Source organism: Bradyrhizobium centrolobii (assembly GCF_001641635.1).
In the GTDB taxonomy this organism is placed as follows: domain Bacteria; phylum Pseudomonadota; class Alphaproteobacteria; order Rhizobiales; family Xanthobacteraceae; genus Bradyrhizobium; species Bradyrhizobium centrolobii.
The window spans coordinates 9010-21909 of sequence record NZ_LUUB01000030.1 but is presented as its reverse complement, the minus strand read 5'-3'; the positions used below and the strand labels follow the sequence as shown (position 1 = coordinate 21909).

Annotated in this window: 13 protein-coding genes; 5 read left to right on the top strand and 8 right to left on the bottom strand. The window is 64.7% G+C overall.

Features of this window, described 5'->3' with window-relative positions:
• Positions 1 to 23: 23 nt before the first annotated feature.
• The 3 genes from AYJ54_RS05950 to AYJ54_RS05940 all read right to left on the bottom strand — a co-directional run bounded on the left by AYJ54_RS05950 (position 24) and on the right by AYJ54_RS05940 (position 5410).
• Positions 24 to 413 carry a Zn-ribbon domain-containing OB-fold protein gene (locus tag AYJ54_RS05950; RefSeq protein ID WP_063697340.1) on the bottom strand — a complete coding sequence of 130 codons (390 nt, stop codon included), beginning with the start codon at positions 411 to 413 and terminating at the stop codon, positions 24 to 26.
• Positions 413 to 1570, bottom strand: coding sequence for a thiolase domain-containing protein (locus tag AYJ54_RS05945; RefSeq protein WP_063697338.1), 1158 nt, complete (start codon positions 1568 to 1570; stop codon positions 413 to 415). The genes AYJ54_RS05950 and AYJ54_RS05945 overlap by 1 nt, the downstream gene beginning before the upstream one ends.
• Positions 1571 to 1918: 348 nt before the next feature.
• Positions 1919 to 5410, bottom strand: a complete 3492-nt coding sequence (locus AYJ54_RS05940; RefSeq protein WP_063697336.1) for an indolepyruvate ferredoxin oxidoreductase family protein — start codon at positions 5408 to 5410, stop codon at positions 1919 to 1921.
• A gap of 289 nt (positions 5411 to 5699) precedes the next feature.
• Here AYJ54_RS05940 and AYJ54_RS05935 point away from each other — a divergent pair, with 289 nt between their 5' ends.
• Positions 5700 to 6911 (top strand): cytochrome c, encoded by a 1212-nt coding sequence (locus tag AYJ54_RS05935; RefSeq protein WP_082905504.1) that lies wholly within the window; start codon positions 5700 to 5702, stop codon positions 6909 to 6911.
• Positions 6912 to 7063: 152 nt separating this feature from the next.
• On the opposite strand, the gene AYJ54_RS05930 is transcribed toward AYJ54_RS05935, so the two are convergent.
• Positions 7064 to 7705, bottom strand: coding sequence for a trimeric intracellular cation channel family protein (locus AYJ54_RS05930; protein WP_063697332.1), 642 nt, complete (start codon positions 7703 to 7705; stop codon positions 7064 to 7066).
• A 185-nt stretch (positions 7706 to 7890) separates the two neighbouring features.
• Here AYJ54_RS05930 and AYJ54_RS05925 point away from each other — a divergent pair, with 185 nt between their 5' ends.
• The gene (locus AYJ54_RS05925; RefSeq protein ID WP_063697330.1) at positions 7891 to 8280 is read left to right on the top strand and encodes a hypothetical protein; all 390 of its coding nucleotides are present in this window, start codon (positions 7891 to 7893) and stop codon (positions 8278 to 8280) included.
• A 165-nt stretch (positions 8281 to 8445) separates the two neighbouring features.
• On the opposite strand, the gene AYJ54_RS05920 is transcribed toward AYJ54_RS05925, so the two are convergent.
• From AYJ54_RS05920 to AYJ54_RS05910, 3 genes are all read right to left on the bottom strand, one after another.
• On the bottom strand, positions 8446 to 9255 hold the full coding sequence (locus AYJ54_RS05920) for an isocitrate lyase/PEP mutase family protein (protein WP_063697561.1): 810 nt from the start codon (positions 9253 to 9255) through the stop codon (positions 8446 to 8448).
• A gap of 74 nt (positions 9256 to 9329) precedes the next feature.
• Positions 9330 to 9680 carry an antibiotic biosynthesis monooxygenase family protein gene (locus AYJ54_RS05915; RefSeq protein WP_063697328.1) on the bottom strand — a complete coding sequence of 117 codons (351 nt, stop codon included), beginning with the start codon at positions 9678 to 9680 and terminating at the stop codon, positions 9330 to 9332.
• A gap of 28 nt (positions 9681 to 9708) precedes the next feature.
• On the bottom strand, positions 9709 to 10017 hold the full coding sequence (locus AYJ54_RS05910) for an NIPSNAP family protein (RefSeq protein ID WP_063697559.1): 309 nt from the start codon (positions 10015 to 10017) through the stop codon (positions 9709 to 9711).
• A 152-nt stretch (positions 10018 to 10169) separates the two neighbouring features.
• Here AYJ54_RS05910 and AYJ54_RS05905 point away from each other — a divergent pair, with 152 nt between their 5' ends.
• The 3 genes from AYJ54_RS05905 (at position 10170) to AYJ54_RS05895 (ending at position 12525) form a co-directional block, all read left to right on the top strand.
• Complete coding sequence (locus tag AYJ54_RS05905; protein WP_063697327.1) at positions 10170 to 10868, top strand: ArsR family transcriptional regulator; 699 nt, start codon at positions 10170 to 10172, stop codon at positions 10866 to 10868.
• Between the two features lie 225 nt (positions 10869 to 11093).
• Positions 11094 to 12101, top strand: coding sequence for an alpha/beta fold hydrolase (locus AYJ54_RS05900; RefSeq protein WP_063697325.1), 1008 nt, complete (start codon positions 11094 to 11096; stop codon positions 12099 to 12101).
• Between the two features lie 178 nt (positions 12102 to 12279).
• Positions 12280 to 12525, top strand: coding sequence for a GCG_CRPN prefix-to-repeats domain-containing protein (locus AYJ54_RS05895; RefSeq protein WP_063697556.1), 246 nt, complete (start codon positions 12280 to 12282; stop codon positions 12523 to 12525).
• A 135-nt stretch (positions 12526 to 12660) separates the two neighbouring features.
• Here AYJ54_RS05895 and AYJ54_RS46750 read toward each other — a convergent pair.
• Positions 12661 to 12900: twin-arginine translocation (Tat) (locus tag AYJ54_RS46750; RefSeq protein ID WP_245328906.1), on the bottom strand; the 240-nt coding region annotated here is incomplete at its 5' end.

Genomic DNA, 12900 nt, shown 5'->3' with positions numbered 1-12900 from the left:
CCACAGGCGGAGAGGGTAAAGATCTACACCGGCGTGAAGAACGGCAGCGGGGCGCCGTCGGTGGGCTTGAACACCACCTTCACCTTCTGGCCGATCTTCAGCGTCGTGAGATCGCAATCGACGAAATTGGTCTGCAGCGACGGGCCTTCCTTCAGCGTGACGTAGCCGATCGCATAGGGGCCGGTCGGCGACTTCCGCATCAGGCTGTAGGTGTAGATCGTGCCCTCGCCCGAGGACTCCTCCCACACCGTCTTGTCCGAATAGCAGAACGGGCAGATCGAACGCGGGAAGTAATGCGCTTCGCCGCACGCCGTGCAGCGCTTGATCATGAACTTTCCCTGCCTGGCAGCTTCCCAGAACGGTGCGGTCTCCGGATTGGTCACCGGGGCCAGATACTTTTTTGCTTCGCTCATCACACGCGCTCCAGAATGGCGGTCGAGGCGGCGTGGCGGACGCCGAGCAGGCCGCCGGTGCCGTGGGCGATGGCGAGATCGCAGTTCTTGACCTGCACCTTCGGATGCGCCTCGCCGCGCAACTGCCTGACGGCCTCGATGATCTTGGTCATGCCGCCGCGGTTGACGGGATGGTTGCTGCAGAGGCCGCCGCCGTCGGTGTTGAACGGCAGCTTGCCGACGCCCGATATCAGGTTGCCGTCGGCGACGAACTTGCCGCCCTCGCCCTTCTTGCAGAAGCCGAGGTCCTCGAGCTGCATCAGCACGGTGATGGTGAAGCTGTCATAGATCGAGGCGTACTTGATATCCTTCGGCGTGATGCCGGCTTCCTCGAACGCGCGCGGGCCGGACCAGACGCCGGCGGAATAAGTCAGGTCGAGATCCTTGCCGCCGCGCGGGCCCTTCATCGCCTCGCCGTGGCCGATCAGTCTGACCTGCGGCTTCTTCAGGCTCTTGGCGATCTCGGGCGTCGTCACGATCAGCGCGCCGCCGCCGTCGGAGACGACGCAGCAATCCATGCGATGCAGCGGATCGGAGATCATCGGCGAGTTCAGGACGTCCTCGACGGTGACGACGTCCTTGAGCATCGCATGCGGATTGTATTGCGCGTGATGCGAGGCCGCGACCTTGATCCAGGCGAGTTGCTCGCTCGTGGTGCCATAGTCGTGCATGTGGCGCATGGCACACATGCCGTAGGCATTGTGCGTGGTCGCGCCGTAAGCGGACTCGAAATCCACCTCGGCACCGGCCGCGCGCGGTGGCATCACCCCGGTGCGCGGCTTGCCCGCGAGCGTGATCAGCGCGATCGAGCACTTGCCCGCAGCGATCGCTTCGGCGGCATGGCCGAGATGGATGATGTAGGAACAGCCGCCGGTTTCGGTGGAATCGACGTGGCGGAGCTTCTTGGTGTTCAGGCCGAGATAATCGACCATCGGCCAGGCGCCGCCGGGGGCGTCGCCGGCGCAGAAATAGCCGTCGACATCGTCCTTGGTGAGCCCGGCATCCTCGATCGCGCCCTTGGCGACCTCGGCGTGGAGCTGCGCGGTGGATTTGTCCGGCGCATGCCGGGTCGGGTGTTCAAAAATCCCGGCAATGTAGGCCTTGCCCTTGATGGTCAAAACTTTAGGTCTCCGCTGGCGTTTCTTCTTGCTCCGTTTTTCTGAACCGCGAAGGCCCTGTTGGCAAGCGCGGAAATATTCCGTCGGGCGAGAGGGCAGCGGCTAGACTCAAATCGCCATCGGGCGCGACGGGCAAAGTCGTAAAGGTGTTTTGCCCGACGGTACAAGCGGTTTTCTATTTTTCGAAAACGACCCCATGCAAAGTAGAATGCAGGTTGATTTCGAACAGAAATCGCTGGGTGGGTTAGGCCGAAGGCGTACCCCACCTCTTACTTTCCTCGCGGAGGGAGAAGTGGTGGGTTAGCTGCGCTAACCCACCCTACGAATTGCGTCCGAGACGAGACCGCCCTACTCTGCCGCGATCTGCCGTGGCGCCGGCGGTGGGTTCGCGAGGTCGACGGCGAGCTGGGCGTAGCGGGCCTTGGCGTCTGCGACCTCCTTCTCCTTCACGGGGCCGTAGCCGCGGATGCGGTCGGGCAGCGACAAAAGCTCCACCGCGGTGTCGATCGTGACCGGCGACAACAGGCCGAGCACGGTGGCGACGTCCTTCTCATAACCCGCGATCAGATCACGCTCGAGCTTGCGGTCGGCGCTGCGGCCAAAGATGTCGAACGGCGTGCCGCGCAAGAACTTGAACTTCGCCAGCACGCGGAAAACGCTCAGCATCCACGGGCCGAAGGCACGCTTCTTCGGGCGTCCGAGGGCATCGACGCCGCTCGCCAGGATCGGCGGCGCGAGATTGAAGTTGAACTTGAAGTCGCCCTCGAACTGGTCGCGGAGCTGCTGCTCGAAGGCGCCGTCTGTGAAGAGGCGCGCGACTTCGTATTCATCCTTGTAGGCCAGCAGCTTGGAGTAGTTGACCGCGACTGCGCGCGGCAGCGCGTCACCATAGCCGCCCTTCACCGCGGCGTCGCGAACCTGGTCGATCAGCTTGCGATAACGCTTCGCCAGACGGCCGTTCTGATAGGCGGTCAGGTGCTTGGCGCGATGCTCGATGACCTCGTCGAGCGTCATTGCGTCCAAGGTCTTAGGCGCAACGACCTCGTCCGTTCCCTTCAGCATGTCCGCAAGGCGCGCGGGATCGGCGACCGCGAGGCGGCCGAGGCGGAAGGCCTCCTTGTTCATCTTGATCGAGACGCCGTTGACCTCGATCGCCTGCTCGATCGCCTCTGCCGACAGCGGCAGCAACCCCTTCTGATAGGCGTAGCCCATCATCATCATGTTGGTGGCGATGCTGTCGCCGAGGAGCTGCTCGGCCGGCTTGGTGAAGTCGAAGAAGACCGAGTCCTTGTGCAACGCGGTTTCCAGCACCGCGTTCAGCTTGCGGGTCTGGAAGTTGAAGTCGCGGTTGAGGATGAAGTCGGCGGTTGGGATGACGTGGCTGTTGATCACGCCGCGGGTGCGGGTGGTGTCGCAGAGCGTGATCGTATCCTTGGCGACCGCGACGACCTCGTCGGCCGCGAGCACGAGATCGGCCGTGCCGGTGACGATGCGCGAGCAGGTCACCTCCGCCGGATGATCCGACAGGCGGACGTGGCTGAGCACCGCCCCGCCCTTCTGCGCAAGGCCCGACATGTCGAGGATCATCGAGGCCTTGCCCTCGATATGCGCGGCCATGCCGAGCAGCGCACCGATGGTCAGAACGCCGGTGCCGCCGACGCCGCCGACCGCGATGTTGTAGGGCTTGTCCAGCGTCGGGCGCGAGGCCGGCTCAGGCAGCGTGCCGATGTCAGCTAGCTCGGTCGGCGCGCGGTGGCGCGGCGCGCCGCCGTCGATGGTGACGAAGGACGGGCAGAAACCTTTCAGGCAGGAATAGTCCTTGTTGCAGGACGACTGGTTGATGGCGCGCTTGCGGCCGAACTCGGTCTCCAGCGGCTCGACCGAGATGCAGTTCGACTGCACCGAACAGTCGCCACAGCCCTCGCAGACGGCCGGGTTGATCATAACGCGGCGCGGCGGATCCTCCATCAGGCCGCGCTTGCGGCGGCGCCGCTTCTCGGCGGCGCAGGTCTGCACGAAGACGATCGCCGAGGTGCCCTTGTACTCCCGGCACATCTTCATGACGTCTTGCAATTCGTCGCGATGATATTTCTTCACGCCCGGCGCGATGGTGTCGGCCGGATAGGCGTCCGGGTTTTCCGAGACCAGATAGATCTCGCTGATGCCCTCGGCGTGAAGCTGGGCCATGATCTTCTGCGGCGAGAGATCACCGTCATGGCGCTGGCCGCCGGTCATGGCGACCGCGTCATTGTAGAGGATCTTGTAGGTGATGTTGGCCTTGGAGGCGATCGCCTGGCGGATGGCGAGAATTCCCGAGTGGAAGTAAGTGCCGTCGCCGAGGTTCGCAAAAATGTGGTTCTCGTTGGTGAAGGGTGCGATGCCGACCCACGGCACGCCCTCGCCGCCCATATGCGTGAAGGTCTCGGTCGAGCGGTCCATCCACAGCGCCATGAAGTGACAGCCGATACCGGCCATGGCGCGGCTGCCTTCGGGGACTTTTGTCGATGTGTTGTGGGGGCAGCCGGAGCAGAAATACGGGGTGCGGGAGACAGGCGCCACCGCCTGCATTTGGGTCGCCTGGCGGCCGTTGAACCAGTCCGCCTTGGCGCGGAGCATCTCCGCGATCTCGGGGTTGAGATCAAGTCGAAGCAGGCGCTCGGTGAGCGATGTCGCGAGCGAGGCGACGCTGAGCTCGGCGGCAAAGGTCAGGAAGCGCTTGTCGTGTTCGTCCATCTTGCCGACGATGCGGGGGCGGACGTCGTCACGCCAGTTGAACAGCTCCTGCTTGACCTGGTTCTCGACGATCTCACGCCGTTCCTCGACAATGAATATCTCTTCGAGACCGACCGCGAACTGGCGCACGCCTTCCGGCTCCAGCGGCCAGGGCATGCCGATCTTGTAGAGACGAAGCCCGATCTTGGCCGCGACCTCCTCGGTGATGCCGAGCTCGCGCAGCGCCTGGCGGACGTCCTCGTAGCTCTTGCCCGACGCCATGATGCCGAAGCGGGCGTTCGGGGAATCCATGGTGACGCGGTTGACCTTGTTGGCGCGCGCAAAGGCGATGGCGGCAAAGCCCTTGTAGTCCTGCAGGCGCCGGTCCTGTTCGAAGCGGTCATCCGGCCAGCGCAGATTGAGGCCGCCGGGCGGCAGCTCGAAATCGGGCGGGATGATGAAGGGCTTCATCTCGTCGGTGAGGTCGATCTCGGCGGTGGTCTCCACCGTTTCCGTGATCACCTTCATGCCGACCCAGCAGCCCGAGTAGCGCGACATCGCGATGCCGAGCAGGCCCATCTCGATCATCTCGTGAATGCTGGAGGGGTAGAGATAAGGCATCAGCGCCGAGATGAAGGCGTGGTCGGACTGATGCGGGACGGTCGAGGATTTTGCGCCGTGGTCGTCACCGGCAAGGCAGAGCACGCCGCCGTTCTTGGCCGAGCCGGCGGCATTGCCGTGGCGGAAGACGTCGCCGCAGCGGTCGACACCGGGGCCCTTGCCGTACCAGATGCCGACCACGCCGTCATATTTGGCGCCGGGCGAGAGGTTGAGCTGCTGCGAGCCCCAGATCGCGGTGGCAGCCAGGTCCTCGTTCACGCCGGGCTGGAATTTGATGTTGTACTGCTCGAGATGCTTTCGCGCGGCAAAGAGCTGCTGGTCGTAGCCGCCGAGCGGCGAGCCGCGGTAGCCGGAAATGAAGCCCGCGGTGTTGAGGCCGCTGGCGCGGTCGCGCCGGATCTGGGCCATGGGCAGGCGAACCAGCGCCTGGATGCCCGTGGTGAAGACGTGTCCGGTTTCCTGCGTGTATTTTTGATCGAGACTGATCGGACCCTGGTTGATTCCCATGCTGTCCTCTTTGCCGCCCTGTTCAGGTCTTGCTCACTTAAGGTCGCTTAAGCCGTTGCCTGCCCGTTGTTTTTAGCTAGGGCGCGCCGACCACCCATACCACTCTATGTCGGATATTTAACGCTTCGCATCACAAATCTGGGGCTTCCGCGGTGAGGAGCAAAAATCGCAATTTCGTGGCTGGGAAGGCGCAGCCATTTTCAATTTGTGTCACCATGCCCCGCCCTCGCGAAATGACGTGACGCTCCTATAATGCGGGATGACGGCGATTGGTCGGAGGACGCTGACGATGCGGATGATTCTGGCGGGTCTGGTTTTGTGCAGTGCAGTTGCGAGCGCAGCCGCAGCCAGCGAGCCGTCGCCGGAGATGATCGCCCGCGGCGAGGCGTTGGTCGTGGCCGGGGACTGTGCGGGCTGCCACACCGCCGATCCGGCAAAGCCCTTCGCCGGCGGAAAGCGCATCGACACGCCATTCGGCGCGATCTTCGGGCCGAACCTGACACCGGACCGCGACACCGGGATCGGCGCCTGGACCGACGCCGACTTCACGCGCGCCCTGCGCTACGGCACCGCGCCGGACGGCTCACTTTACTACCCGGCCTTCCCCTATCCCTACTTCACGAGGATGACCAAGAACGACACGCTGGCGATCCGCGCCTACCTTGCGACGCTTAGCCCTGTAACTAACCGCAACAAGCCGCCGGAGCTGCGCTGGCCGTTCAGCTATCGCGGCCTGATGCGGGCCTGGATCTACTTCTTCTTCAAGCCCGGCCTGTTCGAGCCGGACCAGGGCCAGAGCGCCGAGTGGAATCGCGGCGCCTACCTCGTCACCGGGCTCAGCCATTGCGGCGCCTGCCACACGCCCAAGAACTATTTTGGCGCGGACAGGGACGCGCTGGCGCTTTCCGGCAACGAGATCGGCGGCTGGTTCGCACCAAGGCTCGATGGCGCTGCGCGCAGCGGGTTGAAGTCGTGGAGCGTTGAGGACGCCACCGAATATCTGCAGAGCGGACGGAACGCCAGGAGCCACGCCGACGGGCCAATGGCGCAGGTCGTCGTCAACTCGACCTCGAAGATGAGCGATGCCGACGTGCGGGCCATCGCGGTGTATCTGAAGGGCCTGCCGGCGGCGCGGCGCGAGCCGACGGCGACACCACCGGACGATGCCGAGATGAAGGCCGGCCAGACCGTCTACGCGCGGCTCTGCATCGCCTGCCATGAGGCCGATGGCTCCGGCGCGCCGCGCATCTATCCGCCGCTGCCGGGCAACGCGCTGCTGCAATCGATCAATCCGTCCTCCACGCTCCGCATCATCCTCGACGGCGCGCACACCGTGACGACGCCCCGCGCGCCCAACGCGGGCGAGATGCCGGCCTATGCGAAGCAATTGTCCGACGAGCAGATCGCGGCGGTGACGAACTACATGCGCAATTCCTGGGGCAACGCAGCGCCGCTGGTGACGCCGGCGCAGGTGGCGAGGGCGCGCAAGGAGCAGCCGTAGGTTAACCCCCTCTCCCCGTTTTTACGGGGGGTGGGGTGAGGGGCCGCTTCCGCAATCACGGTACCAGAAGGACACGCGGAGACTTCCCCTCACCCGGATTGCATCTGACGATGCAATCCAACCTCTCCCCGCAAGCGGGGCGAGGTGAAGACCTACCGCTCATCTTCCGTGAAGACGAATTTCGGCATCTCCCGTTTGTAGCGCACCGCGAGCAGGCGGAAGCTGATGCCGAGCACAAATGTCAAAATGGTCCAGAGCTCGGCGTTGAGATTGAGGCCGAACGCGGTGGCATAGAACAGGCCGGTCACGACCGAGACGCTCGCATAGAGCTCGGAGCGGAAGAGCAGTGGCACATCGTTGCAGAGCACGTCGCGCAAAACGCCGCCGGCGCAGCCCGTCACCATGCCTGAGACGATGACGATCGGCAGCGAGGCATCCATCTGCCAGGCGACGTCGCAGCCGGCCATGGTGAAGACGACAAGGCCGATGGCATCGAGCACGATGAAGGCGACCTTGAGCCGGTGCACGAGGCGCGCGACCAGGATGGTGATGAAGGCAGCGCCGCCGCTCATCGCGAGATAGATCGGGTGAGCGACCCAGACCAGCGGATAATGCCCGAGAAAGAGATCGCGCAGCGTGCCGCCGCCGAGCGCGGTGATGCAGCCGAGGAAGCAGACCCCGAGCCAGTCCATGCTGCGCCGGCCGGCCGCAAGCGCGGCCGTCATGCCCTGCGCAGTCAACGCGACCAGCGACAGGAAGTGCAACACGCTATCGCTCGGTGGCAGGCTCCACATCGATTGTTCCCTTCCCTGCGGTGGAACTTAACGCCTCGGAGTTCGGGGATGAACAAGGGTTCATCCCCGATGAACAGGTTCCCGATTCCCGGGGCGTGGGCAACATGCGACGAAAGCATGAGGAGCACGGAACAGAAGCTCTCGGCCACGGGTTGTCTCGGGGCAATAACCGAGGAGACCAATCGATGGCTGACGACCGTTTTCCGAACGATCCGTACCGCCCGAATCTCGCCGAGGATGAGCATCTTCGCGCGGCGCGCCGGGATGCCGACCTGCAGGCCGATCCCGAGCTTGGCGAGGGCCCCGCCTCCAGCGGCAAGATTGCGTTATTCGCCGTGGCGATCGCGCTGGTGCTCGGCGCCGTGTTCTACGGCCTGAACAACACGAGCACGACCAACCAGGCCAGCAACACCCCGGCCCCGCAGACCGCACAGACGCAGCCGGCCAATCCGGCCTCGCCTCCCGGCATGCGTGACGCAACGCCGAAGAACAACACCTCGCCGGGCATGACCACGGGTGCGGCGCCGAACAAGCCGGCCCCGGATACGCAGGCTCCGTCTGACGGCGCCAAGTAAAAACACGACTGTCATCGCCCGGCTTGACCGGGCGATCCAGTATTCCAGAAACGGCAGAGTTCGAGTGGAGAGGCCGCCGCGTACTGGATGCCCCGCCGGCGCGGGGCATGACGACAAGAGAAAATGAAGCGGCGGGACGAATGTCCCGCCCGCTTTTCGTTTGCGTCAGCCAAACATCTTGTTGAGCTCGCCGCCGGGATATCCGCTCGCGAACTCCGTAAAGGTCCCCTTCTCCGCCATTTCCTTCGCCGCGCGCATGAAGCCACCCCAGGCGGCACGCGCGAGCGAACCGCCGACGCTGATCCGGCGCACGCCGAGATCGGCGGCTTCCTGCAAGGATAGCCCGGCGCCGCCGATCAGCAGGTTGAACGGTTTTGGATGCACCGCCTTCACCACCGCGGCGATATCCTCGCGCGTCTTCAGGCCCGGCGCATAGAGGCAATCGGCGCCGGCTTCCGCGTAAGCCGTGAGCCGGTCGATGACGAGCTTGAGATCGGTCACACCCCAGAGATACGCCTCGCAGCGGCCAACCAGCAGCGTGCCGCTGTCACCGATCGCTTTGCGCGCCGCCTTGATGCGCTCGACCGCGAGCGCGCGCTCGTAGATCGGCTTGTCCTTGTCGCCGGTGGAATCCTCGATCGACAGTCCGGCCACGCCGGTCCGCACCCCGCGCTCGACATTTTCGGCGACCTTCTCGGGCTCGATCGCGAAGCCACCCTCGAAGTCCGCGTTCACGGGGATGTCGACGGCCGAGCACAATGCTGCCAGATGCTGACAGACGTCGTCGACGCTGACGCGATTGTCGGCGCGGCCGATGGTCCAGGCAAAACCCGCGCTGCTTGAGGCGATCGCCTTGAAGCCGAGATGTTGCAACGCTTTCGCGCTGCCGACGTCGAACGGATTGGGCAGGATGAAGCAGCCGGCCTCGTGCATCTTCCTGAACGTCGCGCGCTTGTCCGCAGTGGTGACTGGCATGTGTCTCTCTCCGTTGTTGGCCGCGCAGACATAGGCACGCATCCGGGGCAGCGCCAGTGCGCGCCCCGGCACCGCTAGTTCGCGTCGTGCACTGCGCGGCTGTCCTTCGGCGCCTGCTCGCGATCTGTCATGCCATAGTCACGGATGACGCTGGCGATGCGCAGGTGATAATCGGCAAATATCTTTGCCCTGCCTTTGGCTTGAGTGCGGCGGTGCTCCATCGTGTTGCGCCAGGCCTCGACGGCCGCCTCGTCGCGCCAGAACGACAGCGACAGGATCTTGCCCTTCTCGGTCAGGCTTTCGAACCGTTCGACCGAGATGAAGCCGTCGATGGTCTGCAGGAGCGGTTTTAGGTCAGCCGCGAGATCGAAATAGTCCTGGCGGTGTTCCGGCTTCGGCCAGACCTCGAAGATCACGGCGATCATGGGCATCTCCTGCTGATGACGTCTTGCCCTACAATACCACCTTGCGGAGGAAGGTCCGCTCCTCGCCAAGAATAAACTTGTTCTCCTCCGCGAAATGGAAATTGGCCATGCCTTCCGCGTCCTGGCGCAGCCGCGCGCGATACGCCTCGTAGGCGGCGAGGCTCTCGAAGGTGATCAGCGCAAACGCGATGTTGTTGGTGCCCTCATGCGGCATGAAATAGCCGATCAGGTCGCCGCCGCATTTCGGGATGATGGTGAGCCAGCGTTTGGAATACTCCTCGAACTGCGCGCGCTTGAACGGATCGAGCTGGTAGCGGATGAAGACGGTGACGGACATGATGGGCTCCTTTTTCAAAGCCAGCCTTGCGAGAAGCGCAGGCGATCCCGTCGCCGCTGAAGCAGTCTGGATTGCTTCGCTTCGCTCGCAATGACGATGTAGTGACACCCTACGCGCTTGCCCGGCTACAATGCTTCGGCTATCATCGAAGCATGAAATCAGGACCCGACATCGCCATGGTCGCCTCGCTCGTCGGCGACCCTGCCCGCGCCAACATGCTCACCGCGCTGATGAACGGCCGCGCGCTCACCGCGAGCGAGCTCGCGCAGGAGGCCGGCATCACGCCACAGACCGCAAGCTCCCATCTTGCCAAGCTCGAGGCCGGCGGACTGGTCGAGCCGGAGAAGCAGGGCCGGCACCGCTACTACCGCCTCACCGATCCCGACGTCGCCGGCGTGCTCGAAGGGCTCGCGGGACTGGCCGCGCGCGCCGGCCACATGCGCGTGCGCACCGGGCCGAAGGATCCGGCGCTGCGGCGGGCGCGGATCTGCTACGACCATCTTGCCGGCGATCTCGGCGTGCAGATGCTCGACAGCCTGCGCGAGCGGCGCCTGGTGAAGCAGAAGAAGCAGGAGATCGAGCTGACGCCGGAGGGCGAGCGCTTCCTGGCCAAGCATCTGCAGATCTCGCCCGACATGCTCACCCATCCGCGCCGCCCCGTCTGCAAGGCCTGCCTCGACTGGAGCGAGCGGCGCCATCATCTCGCCGGCACCCTGGGCGCGGCCATGATGAAGCGCTTCACCGAACTGAAATGGGCCGCGCGCGATGCGACGCCCGGCAGCCGCGTGGTGAACTTCACCCGCACCGGCGAGAAGCAGTTCGCCGCGCTGTTCGGTAACGGGCACGACTAGTCACGCGGCCGCAACGTAATCACACGTTTGCGTGTGATCGAACGATCTTGGGATGGCCGGGCTTGACCCGGCCATCCGTCGCTTTATGCGCACTGTCGTTCCGGGACGGTCCGAAGGGCCAGACCCGGAACCTCGAGATTCCGGGTTCGATGCTCCGGCGTCGCGCGTCGCGCGATCCCGTCGCATCGCCCCGGAATGACGTCCCATAACGCGCAGAGCCCCTCAATGAATCGCTTCGCTTTGGCCACAGTCACCGCGGCCCTTCTCGCTTCCGCCCCTCTCCCATCCCGCGCCGCCGACGCCCCCCGCGAGCCCTATGGCATCGCGCTCGAAGGCTTTGCCTACCCCTACCCCGTCAATCTGCTGCCGCTCGTCAATGACGGCGAGAACGTCCGCATGGCCTATATGGACGTGGCGCCGGCGCAACCGAACGGCCGCACCGTCGTGCTGCTGCACGGGCGCAATTTTCCGTCGAGCTACTGGGCGCCGGTGATCAAGATGCTGAATGACGCCGGCTATCGCGTCGTGGTGCCGGACCAGATCGGTTTCGGCAAATCCTCCAAGCCGCAAGGCGAATTGCATTTCGACACGCTGGCGCGCAACACCATCGCCCTGCTCGATCATCTCAAGATCGACAAGGCCGACATCGTCGCCCACTCCATGGGCGGCATGCTAGGGGTGCGCATCGCGCGCGCCTATCCGGATCGGGTTGCGCATCTGGTGCTCACCGCGCCGATCGGGCTGGAAGATTACCGCCTCTACGTGCCGCCGGTGCCGACCGAGAAGATCATCGAGAATGAGGACAGACTGACGGCGGACGGCTACCGCAAGCAGCTCGAGACCAACTACGCAATCAAGCTTCCGCCGGATCAGATCACGCCGTTCATCGACGCCCGCTTCAACATCAAGGGCAGCCCGGATTATCCGCGCTGGCTGCGCGCCTTCGTCAGCTCTGGCCAGATGATCTATCGCGAGCCGGTGGCGCACGAGATTCCGCTGATCACCGAGCCGACGCTGTTCATCATGGGCGCCGACGACCACAACGCGCCGGGCCGGCCGAACGCACCGGAAGCGCTGCGGCCGAAGATGGGACACAACGCCGATCTCGCAAAAGCGCTGGCCGCGAAGATGCCGAACGCGCGGGCGGAGGTGATTCCGGACACCGGTCACCTCGTCTTCCTGGAAGCGCCCGACAAGTACCGGGAGCTGGTGCTCGGCTTCCTCGGCCGCTAGCGCCATTCGCCCTCGCCTGGAGCGACACTGGGGCGCACCTTCACGTCGTATTCAGGTCTTGGTTGCCAAGTTGGATCGCGCCGTGTCGACACATCTCCGAAATTTAATGTGTCGAATCGTGTCTTTTGATTCATTGTGCGCCGCAAGCGCCTGCCCCAAGGACGAGAAGGAAGATCAAATGAAATATCTGCTCGCAGCTGTCGTGCTCGCCAGCACGGTCGTCGGTTTCAGCGAGGTGGCCAGCGCCGCCGGCGGCTGCGGTCCCGGCTGGTACCGCGGCCCCTATGGCGGTTGCCGCCGCGCTGCGGTCGTTGTGCGCCCGGGCCCGGTCGTGGTCGCCCCGGCGCCGGTCGTCGTGGTGCCGCGCGCACGCGTTTGCCCCTATGGCTTCCGCTGGTGGGGCGGCCGCTGCCGTCCGATCTGATCTTTTCGCCTCGCGAAGTGGCCGCGCCATCGGCTGGCGCGGCCACTTTCTTTTTGTCCGGTGATCTCTGAACAAAAACGGGGACCGCAAAGCGGTCCCCGTTTGTCATCGGCAGGCCGAGTTGCCGGCCCCGACCTACCAATGCCTCCAGTGGCGGCGATGCCAGCGACGGCGCCAACCCCAGTGCCGATGACGCCAGCCCCAATGCCGGTGACGCCAGCCCCAGTGGCGGTGATGCCAGTGGCCGTGCCAGCGAACCTGCTCGGGCCTCAGATGAGCGGCTTCCTCGCTGGTGGTGACTGCGGGATGAGCGTCCGGATTGCCTTGCGGCATGCGGCCTGCGTCACCGATCGACTGCGGCGACAACGGCGCGGC

Bases quoted from the DNA above. Each gene is read 5' to 3' on its own strand.
- AYJ54_RS05950 (WP_063697340.1), bottom strand. From the start codon at position 413: ATGAGCGAAGCAAAAAAGTATCTGGCCCCGGTGACCAATCCGGAGACC.
- AYJ54_RS05940 (WP_063697336.1), bottom strand. From the start codon at position 5,410: ATGGGAATCAACCAGGGTCCGATCAGTCTCGATCAAAAATACACGCAG.
- AYJ54_RS05935 (WP_082905504.1), top strand. From the start codon at position 5,700: ATGCGGATGATTCTGGCGGGTCTGGTTTTGTGCAGTGCAGTTGCGAGC.
- AYJ54_RS05930 (WP_063697332.1), bottom strand. From the start codon at position 7,705: ATGTGGAGCCTGCCACCGAGCGATAGCGTGTTGCACTTCCTGTCGCTG.
- AYJ54_RS05925 (WP_063697330.1), top strand. From the start codon at position 7,891: ATGGCTGACGACCGTTTTCCGAACGATCCGTACCGCCCGAATCTCGCC.
- AYJ54_RS05920 (WP_063697561.1), bottom strand. From the start codon at position 9,255: ATGCCAGTCACCACTGCGGACAAGCGCGCGACGTTCAGGAAGATGCAC.
- AYJ54_RS05915 (WP_063697328.1), bottom strand. From the start codon at position 9,680: ATGATCGCCGTGATCTTCGAGGTCTGGCCGAAGCCGGAACACCGCCAG.
- AYJ54_RS05910 (WP_063697559.1), bottom strand. From the start codon at position 10,017: ATGTCCGTCACCGTCTTCATCCGCTACCAGCTCGATCCGTTCAAGCGC.
- AYJ54_RS05905 (WP_063697327.1), top strand. From the start codon at position 10,170: ATGAAATCAGGACCCGACATCGCCATGGTCGCCTCGCTCGTCGGCGAC.
- AYJ54_RS05900 (WP_063697325.1), top strand. From the start codon at position 11,094: ATGAATCGCTTCGCTTTGGCCACAGTCACCGCGGCCCTTCTCGCTTCC.
- AYJ54_RS05895 (WP_063697556.1), top strand. From the start codon at position 12,280: ATGAAATATCTGCTCGCAGCTGTCGTGCTCGCCAGCACGGTCGTCGGT.